Below are 13,962 nucleotides of genomic sequence, written 5' to 3' on the forward strand. Positions count from 1 at the left end.
CTAGACAGTCTCTCCCGGACGCTGGGCCTGACCAAGACCGGCGCGCCGTGCCGCCCGGTCATTGTGGAGGTTACGTCACGAAATCACATCTTGCCTGGTCACCAGGGTCCTCCTGGTCACACCAGTCACATTAGTCACAACACGGTGTGACAGCTAACTCTTGATCAGTTCCCGAAGGCCGAACGGACCGCAAGCGCACGCTTCAGGTCGTCGGCGAGGTCGCCGACCGACCTGCGGATGCCGGCCGCGACCGCGTCGTCCGCGACCAGGTCGGCCGAGCGGTCGAGGACACGCTGCTCGACGGTGTAGCGCGGGTAGGCGAGCTTGGCCGTGGTCGCGATCACCCAGCCGGAGCGGAGCTTCTCGGTGCCGCCGATCTCGGCGAAGTACCGCTCGACGTACGGCGCGGTGAGCTCGAGCTGCGCCGGGTGCCAGAAGCCCTCGCTGGCGGCGTACAGCTCGTAGTTCGCGATGTCGGCGTCGGTCATGATCCGCGCCCAGGCACGCTCCTTGGCCTCGGCCGTCGGCAGCGCCGAGCGGCAGCGCGCCGCGTGCACGATGCCTTCGGACGACGAGTCCCGCTCGAGCTCGGCGTCGATCTCGGCGTCGCCGATCGCACCGAGCCGGGCGAGCTGCAACAGCACGGTCCACCGCAGGTCCGCGTCCATCAGCAGTCCCTCGGGTACGTCGACTCCCGCCAGCCAGCCCTGCAGCCGGTCGGCGTCGTCGCTGTGCCGCACGTACGACCGGCTCGCCGCGAGCTGCAGGCTGCTGCCCGCGGGCGCGGTGCGCAGACGCTCCGCCAGTACGTCGGCCAGCCGGCCGCGGTACGGCTCGTACGGCAGGCAGACGCCGAGCAGGTTCAGCGTCGCCCACGAGGTCATCGAGGACACCGCTATGTCGCTGGTCTCGGTCGGCAGCACCGCGAGCAGCACCTCGAAGGCGAGCTTGGGGTCCAGCTCGACGTCGGCGACCGCGTCCCGGATGCTGTTCAGTACGACGGCGCGCGTCACGCCGTTCCCGATCTTCGGCAGCACCGTCGCGAGGTTGGCCAGGCTGTCGGAGTCGAGCCGGATCTTCGCCCAGCTGTCGTCACCCGCGTCCGGGATGATCACCGCGAACGACGGGTCGAGGTCGACCTCCACCTCGTCGCCGTCGATCAGTACGTCGACCGTCGTACCGCGGCCGTCCGCGTCGTACCCGCCGACGGTCAGCTTGTGCGGTCGTGAAGCCGGGTAGGCCTCGGGCGCCTTGCGCTCGAGCTTGATGCCGGTCGCGGTCCGCGACGCGGTGATCGTGTCCACGCCGGGAGTCCGCAGCCAGGCCTGCGCCCAGTCGTCCAGGCCGACCGCGCCGGCCTCGGTCCACTTCGCGACCAGGTCGGCGAAGGTGGCGTTGCCGAACTCGTTCGCCGCGATGTGCGCGTTCACGCCGGCCAGGAACACGTCGTCACCGAGGTACGCCGCGAGCTGCTTGAGGACGGCGGCGCCCTTCGCGTACGAGATGCCGTCGAAGTCGTCGAGCGAGGCGAGCGCGTCCTTGACCGCGTCGGCCGCGATCGGGTGGGTCGAGGACCGCTGGTCGGCCTGCAGGCCCCACCACTTGCGGATGTAGGCGAAGTCGATCCAGTTGTCGGTGTACCGGGTCGCCTCGGTCGAGACCCGGTGCGCCATGTACTCGGCGAAAGACTCGTTCAGCCAGAGGTCGTTCCACCACTTCATCGTCACGGTGTCGCCGAACCACTGATGCGCCATCTCGTGCACGATCGTCCGCGCCCGGCTGCTGCGCTCGCCGTCGGTGACGGTCGAGCGGAACACCATCGAGTCGCGGAACGTCACGCAGCCCGGGTTCTCCATCGCGCCCGCGTTGAACTCCGGCACGAACGCCTGGTGGTACTCGCCGAACGGGTACCGGTACCCGAACATCTGGTGGTACGCGTCGAAGGACTGCTTGCTGACCTCGAAGATGTCCGCGGCCTCGCGGTCGAGCGCCTCCTTCAGCGACTGCCGCGAGACCACACTGAGCGCGATGCCGTCGTGCGAGTCGGTGAGCTGGTGGTACGGCCCGGCGACCACGGTGACGAAGTACGTCGAGAGCGGCTTGGTCTCGGCGAGCTCCCAGCGGCCGGGGGAGACCTGGGTCGCGGCGCCGTTGCCGAGCACCAGCCACTCCTGCGGCGCGGTCACCGTCATCCGGTACGGCGCCTTGAGGTCGGGCTGGTCGAAGCAGGCGAAGATCCGCGGAGCTGCGTCGAGGAAGGACATCGCGTACGTGTAGGCGAGACCGTCGGCGGCGTCGACCGCGCGGTGCAGGCCTTCACCGTCGTGCGAGTACAGCATCGAGGCGACGACGACGATTTCGTTCTCCGGCTGCAGGTCGGTCAGCTCGAGCCGTCCGTCGTTCAGGCCGGCCACGTCGACGGCCACGCCGTTGAGCGTGACCGAGGTCAGCTCGTCCGGTTTCACGTCCAGCCAGGTCGACGGACTCGTCGCCCGGAACCTGATCGTGGTGGTGGATCCGAACGTCTTCTCGCCTTGGGTGAGGTCGAGATCGACGTCGTACGACTGGACGGAAAGCGCGGCGGCCCGAGTGCGGGCGCCGTCGACGGTGAGACTCGGCATGAGGGCCACTGTATGCCGAGATTAGGCTGGGCACATGGGCGATATGGAGTACCGGCAGCTGGGCGACTCGGGTCTCACCGTCAGCGTGGTGGGACTGGGCTGTAACAACTTCGGCAGGCGGCTCGATGCGGGCCGGACGGACGCCGTTGTGAACGCCGCGGTCGACGCGGGAATCACGTTGTTCGACACGGCGGACATCTACCGCGGCGAGCACGGATTCAGCGAGGAGTTGCTCGGGAAGGCGCTGGGTTCGCGCCGGGACGAGGTCGTGATCGCGACGAAGTTCGGCGGTGACCTCGGCGGTGTGAACGGCCCGGACTGGGGTGTCCGCGGCTCCCGCCGGTACATCCGCAAGGCGGTCGAGTCGAGCCTGCAGCGGCTCGGCACGGACTGGATCGATCTCTACCAGCTGCACTTCCCGGACCCGGTGACGCCGATCGAGGAGACCCTGGCGGCGCTGTCCGAACTAGTTGCTGAGGGCAAGGTCCGGTACATCGGCAGCTCGCAGTTCGCCGGCTGGCAGGTCGTCGACGCGGACTGGACCGCCCGCTCGAACGGTCTCGAGCACTTCATCAGCGCTCAAAACCAGTACTCGCTGCTCGACCGCGACGTCGAGGACGAGCTGGTGCCGGCCTGCGAGCACGTCGGCGTCGGCATCCTGCCGTTCTTCCCGCTCGCCTCCGGTCTGCTCACCGGCAAGTACAAGCGCGGTACGACGGCACCGGACGGGACCCGCCTCGCGACCCAGCCCGAGCGGCTGGCGCGGGCGGACTTCGACAAGCTCGAGGCGCTCGAGACGTTCGCGGCTGAGCGCGACCTGACGATGATCGACGTCGCCATCGGCGGCCTGGCCGCGCAGCCTGCGGTCGCGTCGGTGATCGCGGGCGCCACCAAGCCCGAGCAGATCGCGCAGAACGTCGCGGCCGGCTCCTGGGACCCGACCGCCGCCGACCTCGCCGCCCTGGACGAGCTCACGTGACTGTATTGATGCCACGCCTCCGGCGCGGCGGGTCACGGGGCTGGAACTCCCGTCCTTCCCTCGTCGCTCCGGTCGCTTCGCGCCGTGCGCTCCTCAGTCCTGGACGGGAGGCCCCGTGACCCTGATCCTTCTGCCGCCGTCCGAAGGCAAGACCGGACGGTCCCGCGGCCGTGCCGTCGACTTCGGCACGCTGTCCTTCCCGGAGCTGAACCCGGTCCGCGAGCAGGTCCTCGAGACACTGGCGAAGGTCTCCGCCTCCTCCGACGCTTTCGACGTACTGGATGTCGGTGCCTCGCTGCAGCACGAGGTCGACCGCAACACCCGCTGGCGCACGGAGCCGTCCGTACCTGTCTCCGAGCTGTACTCCGGTGTCCTGTACGACGCCCTCGGCTACTCGACCATGTCCTCGGGTACCAAGCGTCGCGCCGCGAATCGGCTGCTTGTCATCTCAGCCGCGTGGGGTGCGCTACGACCGGCCGACCGCGTCCCGCCGTACCGGCTCTCGATGGGTACGACGCTGCCGGGCCACGGGCCGCTCGCATCGGTTTGGCGTGACCCGTTGAGCGCGGCCCTCGAAGATGTCGACGGCGTGATCGTGGACTGCCGCTCGTCGACGTACGTCGCGGCCTGGCGCCCGACCGGCGACCAGGCGGACAAGTGGGTGTCGGTGAACGTCGTCCGCGAACGCGACGGCGTCCGCACGGTCGTCTCCCACATGGCCAAGCACACCCGCGGCCTGGTCGCGCGGCACCTGCTCGAGTCCGGCAAGGACCCGGGTACGCCGAAGTCGCTGCACAAGCTGATCGGCGAACGCTGGAACGCCGAGCTGGACCGCGCCTCGTCGGGCTGGACGCTGACCGTCGTCGAACACGACTGACGTTCACTGGACTGTAACTGGTGAGTGGTTTCCTGCAGCGCGTGATCGGGGAAGGCTGAAGGGCAGCAACGTCAGGGGGGATCCGCCCTAACCCTCGGAGGCCTGACCGATGCGACGCTCCATCACTGCTGCCGTCACAGCACTAGCTGCGACAGCGGCCTTTACCCTCAGCGCCGGACCGGCGCTGGCGTCTCCCCCGACCCCGCCGTCGGCGAGCACTGCGGCCACCGAGCTGGCCAGCCTGACCGTGAAGACGGAGGGTTCGACCACCGGCTACAGCCGCGACAAGTTCCCGCACTGGATCACGCAGTCGGGTAGCTGTGACACCCGCGAAGAGGTCCTGAAGCGCGACGGAACGGGCGTGAAGGTCGACAGCAGTTGCCAGCCGACCGCCGGCAGCTGGTACAGCGTGTACGACAAGACGACGTTCACCGACTCGTCGGACGTCGACATCGACCACATCGTGCCGCTCGCCGAGGCGTGGAAGTCAGGTGCGAGCGGCTGGACGCAGGCCAAGCGTCAGGAGTTCGCGAACAACCTGACGATCTCCCAGCTGATCGCGGTGTCCGCCTCGAGCAACCGCTCGAAGGGCGACCGGGATCCGTCGGAGTGGCAGCCGACGAACGCCGCGGTGCACTGCATCTACGCGCGGTACTGGATCTGGGTGAAGTACACCTACAAGCTGTCGCTGCAGTCGACCGAGAAGACCGCTCTCCAGCAGATGCTCGGCACTTGCTAGTCCTCCAGTAGATGGCGGCGCTGGGCGTGAATGCCGGCCTGGAACCGGGTCCGCGCGCCCAGCGTCTCCATCAACTCGGCCACGCGCCGTCCGACGGTCCGGCTGCTCAGCGCGAGCTGCCGCGCGATCGCGTCGTCCTTGAACCCGGCCGCCAGCAACGTCATGAGCCGCGCGTCCGTCGGGTCGGCCTTTGCCGACGGGACAACCGGCACGGCCTGATCCCACAGCAGCCAGAACATCTCGATCAACGCGTCGAGCAACGCACACGGATGTACGACGAGCGCGCTGTCGACCAACTGATCCACGGCCAGCGGCAGTAGCGCGATCTTCCCGTCGAACACGGCCAGCTTCATCGGCACCTGCGGATGTACCCGGGACGTCTCGCCGGCATCGGCCGCGCTGTACGCCTCGTCGACGCCGCCCGGGATGTCGAGCGAGTCGGGGGAGTAGATGCCGTGCACGACCACTCCGTCGCCGAGCAGTCCGCGCACCTTGGGATCGGAGTCGCCCGGCTGCGACGCGTACGGCGGCCGGTCGAGGACGAGGAGCTGCTGACCTGTCCCGTTGAGCAGCTGTGCGAACCGGGCCGCGATCGCTTCCTGACCGACGATCACCTCGACCAGGTTCTCCGGACGGTGCTGCTCCTGCGCACGGAGCTCGGTCAGCATGACTCGCGCCTCGGCACGGACACGGTCGAGCTCAGCGCGGCGTACGGCGACCAAGGCGTCGACCGCGACGTCGGGACGGGTCGGGAGCAGGCGGACCGGGTCGTCGGAGGTAGTGGTCAGTAGTCCGAGCTTCCCGAGCCGGCCGACGGTCTCGGTGAGGTCCTGCTCGTCGCGGCCGAGTTGCTCGGCGAGCTCGCGGACATCGCATCCGGGCGCCGACAGCAGCGCGCGGTAGGCCTCCTCATCAGGCGGCTCGACCCCAACCGTCTCCAGCATCCGATCAGGCTATCTCGTCCACTGGACCGTCTCGACCGGTTTGGCGACTTCGCGACATGTCCGGGATACGTCAGGCTCCGGGCAGGTGCGGATACCCCCGCGGTGGGGTATGCCTGACGTGCTGGGCGCGCGCGGATCGGACAGGGGACGTCTGGTCAAGCCTCAACGCGCGCGCCCGCCCTTCTCAGCCGGCTCTCAGATGCGACCATGGAACCTCGTGACGCACTGATGTGAGGGAGCCACGATGAGTGATACAGCCGTACCGCAGACTGGTGAGCGCCCGGAACTGAAGCGGGTGATGGGGCCGGGACTCCTGCTCCTGTTCGTCGTCGGAGACATCCTCGGCACCGGCGTGTACGCGCTCACCGGCAAGGTAGCCGGCGAGGTCGGCGGGGCGGTCTGGCTGCCCTTCCTGTGTGCGTTCGTCGTCGCGATGCTGACCGCGACCAGTTACCTCGAGCTCGTCACGAAGTACCCGAAGGCCGGTGGCGCGGCGGTCTATACGCACAAGGCGTTCGGGATCCACTTCCTCACGTTCCTGCTGACGTTCGCGGTGATGTGCTCGGGTCTGACCTCGGCATCGAGCGCGTCGAAGGCTTTCGCGGCGAACTTCTTCTCCGCCGCGCATATCGACCCCGACCGCGGCGCGGTGCTGATGATCACCGCGCTCGCGTTCATGACACTGATCGCGCTCGTGAACCTGCGCGGCGTCGGCGAGAGCGTGAAGGCGAACGTCGTCCTCACCTGCGTCGAGCTGAGCGGTCTGCTGATCGTGATCGGGATCGGCGCGTGGGCGCTGATCGGCGGCGACGGCGACACGTCACGGCTGACCGACTTCAAGGTGCCGGACGGCGAGTCGCCGTTCAGCGCCGTGACCGCGGCGACTGCGCTGGCGTTCTTCGCGATGGTCGGCTTCGAGGACTCGGTGAACATGGCCGAGGAGACCAAGGACCCGGTCAAGATCTTCCCGAAGATGATGCTGATCGGCCTGAGCATCACCGGCGTCATCTACGTGCTGGTCGCGATCTCCGCGGTCACGCTGGTCTCACCGGACGACCTGAACAAGGGCGCGACTCCGCTGCTGAAGGTCGTTCAGGCCGGTGCGCCCGGGTTCCCGCTCGAGGTGTTCGCGTGGATCACCATGTTCGCGGTCGCCAACTCCGCACTGATCAACATGCTGATGGCGAGCCGCCTGCTGTACGGGATGTCGCACGAGCAGGTGCTGCCCGGTCCGCTCGGTCGCGTCCTCCGCAAGCGGCGTACGCCGTACATCGCGATCCTGTTCACCACGCTGCTCGCGTTCGTCCTCATCGGGTACGCCGACCTCGCGGCGCTCGGCGGTACGACGGCGTTCCTGCTGCTGTGCGTGTTCGCGATCGTGAACGTCGCGGTGCTGGTGCTGCGGCGGGACAAGGTCGAGCACAAGCACTTCAACGCGCCGACCGCGTTGCCGGTGCTCGGGGTCGTGCTGTGTGTGTACCTGGCCAGCCCGTTGTCCGGGCGGGCGTCGGCGGACTACAAGATCGCCGGCTGGCTGATGCTCGTCGGGGTCGCGCTGTGGGCGCTCACGTGGCTGCTGAACAAGTACGTGTTCAAGCGGCACGCCGATTTCGATCCGTCGCATCTTGACCCGCAAGGCCCGGTGAACTGACCGGCAGGAACGCCGCGAGCAGGACCGTCGCGAGGGCCGCGAGCCCGGTGGCGACGGCGATCCAGCCGAGCGCGGGGTAGCCCGCGCCGGCGTCGATCGCCAAGCCGCCGAGCCACGGCCCGATGGTGATGCCGACGTTGAACGCGGAGAAGTTGGTCGCGGTCGCCAACGTCGGCGCGTCACCGGCGAGGCTGAACACGCGGGCGTTCAGGGCGGGGTTGGCGGCGAAGCCGAAGCCACCGAGCAGGGCGATCACCGCGATCGCCAGAGCCGGCTTGGACGCTGTGATTGCGAGCAGCGCTGACAGGCCGATCAGCCCAGTGATGCTGATGAGCAAGGTGTGAAACGGCAGCGCGTCGGCGAACAGTCCGCCCAGGTTGATGCCGATGAACGACCCGAGACCGTAGAGAGCCAGGACGCCGGGCACCGCGCCCGGCGTCAGCCCGGTGGTCTGGATCAGCAGCGGGGCCAGGTAGCTGAAGACGACGAGGATCGTGGCGGTGACGAGGGCCGTTGTGGCGAACGCGAGCCACAGGCGGGCGTTGACGAGGACACGCAGTTCATCGCCGAGTCGTGGCGCGGTCGCCGGATCGGGGCGATCGCCGGGGACCGTGGCGAGGACGCCTGACATGGCCAAGGTGCAGAGGATGGCGACGGTCCAGAAGGCGGAGCGCCAGCCGAAGTGCTGGCCGAGGACGGTGCCGAGCGGCAGGCCGACGATCGTGGCGACGGTGAGGCCGCCGGTCACGATGCTCATCGCTCGGGCGCGGCGGTCGGTGTCGACCAGCGCCATCACGGTGACAGCTGCAACCGACCAGAATCCGGCGTACACGAAGGCGCCGACGATGCGGGTGATGAGTAGGACGGTGTAGCTCGGCGTCAGGGCGCCGGCCACGTGGGTCAGCACGAACACGGCCAGGAATGCGAGCAACGCCGTACGGCGGGACCAGGTGAGCGTGACGACGGCGAGAACCGGTGCGCCCACCAGCATGCCGAGCGCGAACGCGGAGATCAGCAGTCCGGCCTGGGGGATCGTGACGTGGAGGTCGGCCGACAGTTCGGGGAGCAGGCCGGCGAGCATCAGCTCGGACGTCCCCTGCGCGAAAATGCTCAGGCCAAGGACATAGACAGCAATCGGCATCGTTTCCCCTCACTCGGCCCCCTCACCCAAGGCCACTCGGAGTATCTCAGAGATCACTGTCCGCTGTCGCCGCGCCTGTCACGGGCTGAGACTTGGGGGAGTACGGCATGGTTGAGACATGAGCTCGCAGATTCCGGCGAAACGGTCCGGACGGAGTGTGGACACCGCCAAGATCGGCGGCGGGTTGAAGCTGCTCGCGGCGCTGCTCGGTCTGATGTGGCTGAGCGAGGTCATCGACACCGCGACCAACGGCTCACTCGATCAGTACGGGATCATTTCGCGGGAGCCGCGCGGCCTGATCGGCATCCTGACCGCGCCGTTCCTGCACCTCGGGTTCGGCCATCTGATCTCGAACACGCTGCCACTGGTCACACTCGGCGCGATCATCGCGATCAGCGGCGCGACCCGGCTCTTCCAGGTGACCGCGATCGTGACGGTGATCGGCGGGTTCGGCACCTGGCTGATCTCGCCGCCGAACACGATCACGATCGGCGCGAGCGGGCTGGTCTTCGGGTACGCGTCGTACCTGATCGTGCGGGGGTTGTTCAACCGGCGGCTCGGTCAGGTGGTCGTCGGGATCATCGTGATCATGGTGTGGGGCAGCGCTCTGCTCACCAGCCTGCTGCCGCAGGACGGGATCTCCTGGCAAGGTCACCTGTGCGGCGGCATCGCCGGTCTGCTCGCGGCGTGGGTGCTGGCCGACGACAAACGACGCGTCAAATAAGCGTGCCTGGGTCCGTGTTCGAGCCGCAGACGACCACGACGACCCTTTCGCCGGCCGCCGGTTTGTAGGCGCCCGAAGCCAGGGCGGCCCAGGCAACTGCTCCGCCGTGCTCGGTGGCGAGGTGGTGTTCGTGCCAGAGCTGCTTGCGGGCGGCAACGATCGCGTCGTCCTCGACCAGGATGGACTGCACGTGATGGCTCTGGACTGCGGTGTGAGCGAGGTCGCCTAGGCGGCGAGCGCCCAGTGAGTCGGCTGCAACGCCGCCGACCGGGCCGTCGGTTGGCCGGCCCGCCTCGAGCGCGCGGTGCATCGTGGGCGCGAGGGCGGGCTCTACGCCGACGATCTGCGCGTTGTCGCCGATCGCGGTCGCGATGCCGGCGATCAGGCCGCCGCCACCGACGGCGACCAGGACTGTGTCGAACATGCCGGCCTGTTCGAGGAGCTCGAGGCCGACCGTGCCCTGGCCTGCGACGACCTCCGGCTGGTCGTAGGCGTGAACCAGCAAGGCGCCGGACTCGTCCTGCGCCGCGAGCGCTGCCTGGTACGCCTCGGCGTACTCGCTGCCGACCTGTACGACGTCCGCGCCGAGCGTCCTCAGCTTGTTGAGCTTCGCGGCCGGGGTCGTCTCGGGGACGAAGATCCGCGCCGGTACGCCGAGCTCCCGCGCCGCGTACGCCGCCGCGAGACCGTGGTTGCCACCTGAGGCGGCGACGATGCCCTGACCGGTCAGTTCGCCGCTGTCCTTGGCGCTGAGCAGCCGGTTGAACGCGCCGCGCGGCTTGAACGACCCGGTGTGCTGGAGCAGTTCGAGCTTGAACGTGAGGCCGGGCGCAACCTCGATCACCGGCGTACGGCGTACCCGCCCTGCGATCCGCTCCGCCGCCTGCCGCACGTCATCGAGACTTACCGTCATAGCTCAACCCTGCCACGATGGAGGACAGCTGACGGACGGAGGCTATCCAAATGGGCGCGTACGACGAGAGCTACCGGCGGAGCCTGGACGACCCGCACGGGTTCTGGCTGGAGGCGGCGGAGGCTATCTCCTGGACGCGGCCACCGACCCGCGCGATCGATGCCACCGATGCCCCGATCTACCGCTGGTACCCCGACGGTGTACTCAACACGTCGTACAACGCCCTGGACCGCCACATAGAAGCAGGCAACGGCGACCGAACCGCCCTCATCTACGACTCCCCGGTCACCGGCACCGGCGCGACCTTCACGTACGCCGAGCTGCGCGACGAGGTCGCTCGATTCGCCGGCGCACTGGCATCGCTCGGTGTCGGCAAAGGTGACCGGGTCGTCGTCTACCTGCCGATGGTTCCGGAAGCAGTCGTCGCCATGCTCGCCTGCGCCCGCCTCGGCGCGATCCACTCGGTGGTCTTCGGCGGCTTCGCCCCACGCGAGCTGGCCGCCCGCATCGACGACGCAACCCCGAAGGTCATCGTCGCGGCCTCCTGCGGCATCGAGCCGACGCGGGTAGTCGAGTACAAGCCGATCATCGACGAGGCCCTGCGGATCTCGCAGCACCAGCCCGAGCACGCGATCGTGCTCCAGCGCCCACAGGCCGAGGCCACGCTGGGTGAGCGCGACCTCGACTGGACCGACCTCACCGCGAAGGCCGAGCCCGCCGATCCGGTCCAGGTCGACGCGACCGACCCGCTCTACATCCTCTACACCTCCGGCACGACGGGAAAGCCGAAAGGCGTCGTCCGCGACAACGGCGGCCACGCCGTCGCTCTCGCCTGGACGATGCGCAACGTCTACGACATCGGCCCGGGCGATGTCTGGTGGACCGCCTCCGATGTCGGCTGGGTCGTCGGCCACTCGTACATCGTCTACGCCCCGCTCCTCGTCGGCGCGACCACCGTCCTCTACGAAGGCAAGCCGGTCGGTACGCCGGACGCCGGCGCGTTCTGGCGGGTGATCTCCGAGCACGGCGCGAAGGCCCTGTTCACCGCCCCGACCGCGATCCGCGCGATCAAGAAGGTCGACCCGGAGGCGGCCGAGCTGGCGAAGTACCCGATGGAAAGCTTCCGGACGCTGTTCCTGGCGGGGGAGCGGCTCGACCCGGAGACGTACCACTGGTCGCACGAGCATCTCGGCGTACCCGTCGTGGACCACTGGTGGCAGACCGAGACCGGCTGGCCGATCGCGGCCAACCCGCGCGGGCTCGAGCCGCTGCCGACCAAGCCGGGCTCGGCGACCGTGCCGATGCCGGGCTGGAACGTGCAGATCCTCGATGCGTACGGCAAGGAACTGCTGCCGCAGCAGGAGGGCGCGATCGCGATCAAGCTGCCGCTGCCGCCGGGCGCACTGCCGACGCTGTGGGGCGACGACCAGCGCTACATCGACAGCTACCTGAAGGAGTACGACGGGTACTACCTGACCGGCGACGGCGGGTTCATCGACGAGGACGGGTACATCTTCGTGATGGGCCGCACCGACGACGTGATCAACGTGGCCGGGCACCGGTTGTCGACCGGTTCGATCGAGGCGGTCGTCGCGGCGAACGCTGCCGTCGCGGAGTGTGCGGTGATCGGCGTACACGATCCGTTGAAGGGGCAGCTGCCGCGGGCGCTCGTCGTTCTGAAGGCAGGCGCTTCGGTGAGCGAGGAGACGCTCCGCGACGAACTGGTGGCAGCCGTACGCCGGGAGATCGGGCCGGTGGCGGCGTTCCGGGATGTGTCGGTCGTGGACGCGTTGCCGAAGACCCGGTCGGGCAAGATCCTGCGCCGGACGATGCGTGGGATCGCCGACGGGCGGGACGAGCCGGTGCCGTCGACGATCGAGGATCCCGCGGTACTGGACGCTCTACGCCCGGTGTTGCGCAGCCAGGAAGGATAGGACCGCCGGACTCGCGACCGACCGGAACTCGTGGAAGTAGGCGTGCCGAGCGCCGTCGATGAGCTCGGCACGCGCTCCGGGGATGCGGTCGGCGAGGAGTTGGGCGTTGGCGGCGGGACTGAAGATGTCGTCGGAACCGTGCAGGATGAGGGTCGGCGCCGTGATGCTCGGGAGGCCGTCCCAGGCGTCGTGCTTGTTGCTGGCAACCAGATGCCGGCGCTTGGTGTACGACGGCATGCTCTGGTCGCCGAGTACGTAGTACGGACCGGGGTTGTCGGCGAGCCAGCCTGGTGTGTACATCAGCTCCAGCAGCACGCGATCGGTCCGCGCTGGATCGGCGAGCGCTTTGCGGATCTCCTGGCTTCGCTCGTACCCGTGGGCCGCGCCCGGCGACGTGCAGCCGAGGACCAGTGCTTTGACGCGCTCGGGATGATTGATCGCCAACCACTGCGCGACCCGGCCGCCCATCGACGTTCCGTAGACGTACGCGTTGTCCAGTTCCAGGTCGTCCAGCACCGCGACCACGTCGTCTGCAAACCCGACCGTGCTGTAGACCTCGTCGGGCTTGTCGCTCTCGCCTGTCCCTCTCCAGTCGAGGGTGATCGTCTGGTGTCCCTGGAAGTCGGAGCGGATCGGATCCCACCAGGTGTGGTTGTTCGACTGCCCCGCCAGCAACACAAGTGGTTGCCCCTCGCCCCGAACCTGGTAGGCGATCCTCGTCCCGTCAATCGTTGATGCGTGTGGCACAGAGATAGTCTGCTGGTATGCGAGTCGTCATTGCAGGTGGACACGGACAGATCGCGCTGCGGCTGACGAAGCTGCTGAGCGGTGACGGTCACGAGGTGGTCGGGCTGGTACGCAACCCGGACCACTCCGCGGACATCGCCGCGGCCGGCGGGCAGGCCGCAGTACTCGACCTCGAGCAGTCCGACGCGGCGGCGGTGGCGGAGGTCCTGGCCGGCGCGGACGTCGCGATCTTCTCGGCCGGCGCCGGTCCGGGCAGTGGGAACGCACGCAAGGACACGGTCGACCGCGGTGCGGCCGCCCTGTTCGCGGACGCGGCCCAGCAGGCCGGCGTACGGCGTCACATCCAGGTCGGCTCGATGGGCGCGGACCAGGCGCCGTCGCTGACCGATGACGAGACCTTCACCGTCTACCTGCGGGCGAAGTGGGCGGCCGAGGAGGACCTGCGCGCGCGGGACCTCGACTGGACCGTCCTGCGGCCGGGCAGTCTGACCAACGACCCCGGCACCGGCAACGTCCTGCTCGCCGACAAGACCGGCCGCGGCCGGATCAGCCGCGGCGACGTCGCGCTGGTGCTGGCCGGCCTCTGCGACACCCCGGCCTCGATCGGCCGGACGCTCGAGCTCATCGCCGGTGACACGCCGGTGAACGAGGCCCTCGAGTCCCTCTGAAGTTGCCACAAGCAACAGAAATGT

At 68.6% G+C, this 13,962-nt stretch carries 12 protein-coding genes; 7 read left to right on the plus strand and 5 right to left on the minus strand.

Going from position 1 to position 13,962, the window contains the following annotated elements; all coding sequences use genetic code 11:
• Positions 1 to 164: 164 nt before the first annotated feature.
• Entirely contained in the window at positions 165 to 2,621 is a 2,457-nt protein-coding gene (gene pepN / locus EV645_RS34015; RefSeq protein ID WP_130448173.1) for an aminopeptidase N, read from the minus strand.
• Positions 2,622 to 2,655: 34 nt separating this feature from the next.
• Here pepN and EV645_RS34020 point away from each other — a divergent pair, with 34 nt between their 5' ends.
• The 3 genes from EV645_RS34020 to EV645_RS34030 all read left to right on the plus strand — a co-directional run bounded on the left by EV645_RS34020 (position 2,656) and on the right by EV645_RS34030 (position 5,216).
• Entirely contained in the window at positions 2,656 to 3,600 is a 945-nt protein-coding gene (locus EV645_RS34020) for an aldo/keto reductase (protein ID WP_198682047.1), read from the plus strand.
• Between the two features lie 115 nt (positions 3,601 to 3,715).
• A complete protein-coding gene (locus EV645_RS34025; protein ID WP_130448174.1) occupies positions 3,716 to 4,477 on the plus strand; it encodes a YaaA family protein in 762 nt (253 codons plus the stop codon).
• Between the two features lie 109 nt (positions 4,478 to 4,586).
• The gene (locus tag EV645_RS34030) at positions 4,587 to 5,216 is read left to right on the plus strand and encodes an HNH endonuclease family protein (RefSeq protein ID WP_130448175.1); all 630 of its coding nucleotides are present in this window, start codon (positions 4,587 to 4,589) and stop codon (positions 5,214 to 5,216) included.
• On the opposite strand, the gene EV645_RS34035 is transcribed toward EV645_RS34030, so the two are convergent.
• The gene (locus tag EV645_RS34035) at positions 5,213 to 6,160 is read right to left on the minus strand and encodes a helix-turn-helix domain-containing protein (RefSeq protein ID WP_130448176.1); all 948 of its coding nucleotides are present in this window, start codon (positions 6,158 to 6,160) and stop codon (positions 5,213 to 5,215) included. The two genes, EV645_RS34030 and EV645_RS34035, sit on opposite strands and share 4 nt — an antisense overlap.
• Before the next feature lie 244 nt (positions 6,161 to 6,404).
• Between EV645_RS34035 and EV645_RS34040 the strand changes: the two genes are divergently transcribed.
• A complete protein-coding gene (locus tag EV645_RS34040) occupies positions 6,405 to 7,811 on the plus strand; it encodes an APC family permease (RefSeq protein ID WP_130448177.1) in 1,407 nt (468 codons plus the stop codon).
• Here EV645_RS34040 and EV645_RS34045 read toward each other — a convergent pair.
• Positions 7,753 to 8,952 (minus strand): Cmx/CmrA family chloramphenicol efflux MFS transporter, encoded by a 1,200-nt coding sequence (locus tag EV645_RS34045; protein WP_130448178.1) that lies wholly within the window; start codon positions 8,950 to 8,952, stop codon positions 7,753 to 7,755. The two genes, EV645_RS34040 and EV645_RS34045, sit on opposite strands and share 59 nt — an antisense overlap.
• Positions 8,953 to 9,070: 118 nt before the next feature.
• On the opposite strand from EV645_RS34045, the gene EV645_RS34050 reads away from it, so the two are divergent.
• On the plus strand, positions 9,071 to 9,676 hold the full coding sequence (locus EV645_RS34050; protein ID WP_130448179.1) for a rhomboid family intramembrane serine protease: 606 nt from the start codon (positions 9,071 to 9,073) through the stop codon (positions 9,674 to 9,676).
• On the opposite strand, the gene EV645_RS34055 is transcribed toward EV645_RS34050, so the two are convergent.
• A complete protein-coding gene (locus EV645_RS34055; RefSeq protein WP_130448180.1) occupies positions 9,669 to 10,589 on the minus strand; it encodes a threonine/serine dehydratase in 921 nt (306 codons plus the stop codon). The two genes, EV645_RS34050 and EV645_RS34055, sit on opposite strands and share 8 nt — an antisense overlap.
• A 50-nt stretch (positions 10,590 to 10,639) precedes the next feature.
• On the opposite strand from EV645_RS34055, the gene EV645_RS34060 reads away from it, so the two are divergent.
• Complete coding sequence (locus tag EV645_RS34060; protein WP_130448181.1) at positions 10,640 to 12,523, plus strand: propionyl-CoA synthetase; 1,884 nt, start codon at positions 10,640 to 10,642, stop codon at positions 12,521 to 12,523.
• Here EV645_RS34060 and EV645_RS34065 read toward each other — a convergent pair.
• Positions 12,491 to 13,270 carry an alpha/beta fold hydrolase gene (locus tag EV645_RS34065; protein ID WP_130448182.1) on the minus strand — a complete coding sequence of 260 codons (780 nt, stop codon included), beginning with the start codon at positions 13,268 to 13,270 and terminating at the stop codon, positions 12,491 to 12,493. The genes EV645_RS34060 and EV645_RS34065 overlap by 33 nt on opposite strands.
• A gap of 17 nt (positions 13,271 to 13,287) precedes the next feature.
• Here EV645_RS34065 and EV645_RS34070 point away from each other — a divergent pair, with 17 nt between their 5' ends.
• Positions 13,288 to 13,938, plus strand: coding sequence for an SDR family oxidoreductase (locus EV645_RS34070; protein ID WP_130448183.1), 651 nt, complete (start codon positions 13,288 to 13,290; stop codon positions 13,936 to 13,938).
• Positions 13,939 to 13,962: the final 24 nt, after the last annotated feature.

Source organism: Kribbella rubisoli (assembly GCF_004217145.1).
Lineage (GTDB): Bacteria > Actinomycetota > Actinomycetes > Propionibacteriales > Kribbellaceae > Kribbella > Kribbella rubisoli.